The following is a 726-nucleotide window of genomic DNA, read 5'->3' as shown; positions in this document are numbered from 1 at the left end:
TTTGGCGGGGCAACCCGCCAGATAGGCAGGGCCGCGCAATCGGCCTTGCTTCTGTCCGAGACGGAGGGTTCAGGGGCAACTCTGAATAATTCCTTCCTGAGATGGGAAACGAGAAAATTCCAGCCTTCGGGCGGTTTTGGACTCGGGACCCTGAATTGGACCCGAAACGGGGCGCAGACCATAGCGCCTCTTAACTGAGCCGGGTGGGGAAACCTGCCCAAATTTGGAGTGAAACTGTGGATAGAGCACAAAAAGAACAGTTGGTCGACGAACTCGGCCAGATCTTTGAAAGCTCTGGCGTCGTTGTGGTTAGCCACTACGCCGGTCTGACAGTTGCTGAAATGCAGGACCTGCGCGCGCGTGCACGCGAAGCGGGCGGGTCTGTGCGTGTTGCCAAAAACAGGCTCGCCAAGATCGCCCTTGAGGGCAAGCCATGCGCAAGCATCGCTGACCTTCTGACGGGTATGACCGTTCTGACCTATTCTGAGGACCCTGTGGCCGCGGCCAAGGTTGCTCAGGATTTCGCCAAAGGGAACGACAATTTTGTCATTCTTGGCGGCGCTATGGGTGAGAATGCGTTGGACGCTTCCGGTGTCGAAGCCGTGTCCAAGATGCCATCGCGCGAGGAGCTTATCGCTACCATCGCAGGCATGCTGGGCGCACCTGCTTCGAACATTGCCGGGGCCATTGGCGCACCTGCAAGCAATATCGCATCCATCTTGTCCA

General features: G+C 57.7%; 2 protein-coding genes. Both read left to right on the top strand.

What is annotated here, in order from left to right:
• Nucleotides 1–198 (top strand): hypothetical protein (locus G0Q06_RS14580; RefSeq protein ID WP_238710902.1); only part of this gene is annotated, 198 nt, incomplete at its 5' end.
• Between the two features lie 38 nt (nucleotides 199–236).
• Nucleotides 237–726: 50S ribosomal protein L10 (gene rplJ / locus G0Q06_RS14200; protein ID WP_163967431.1), on the top strand; the 490-nt coding region annotated here is incomplete at its 3' end.

The organism is Oceanipulchritudo coccoides, assembly GCF_010500615.1.
In the GTDB taxonomy this organism is placed as follows: domain Bacteria; phylum Verrucomicrobiota; class Verrucomicrobiia; order Opitutales; family Oceanipulchritudinaceae; genus Oceanipulchritudo; species Oceanipulchritudo coccoides.
This window is presented reverse-complemented; position numbering and strand designations above follow the sequence as displayed.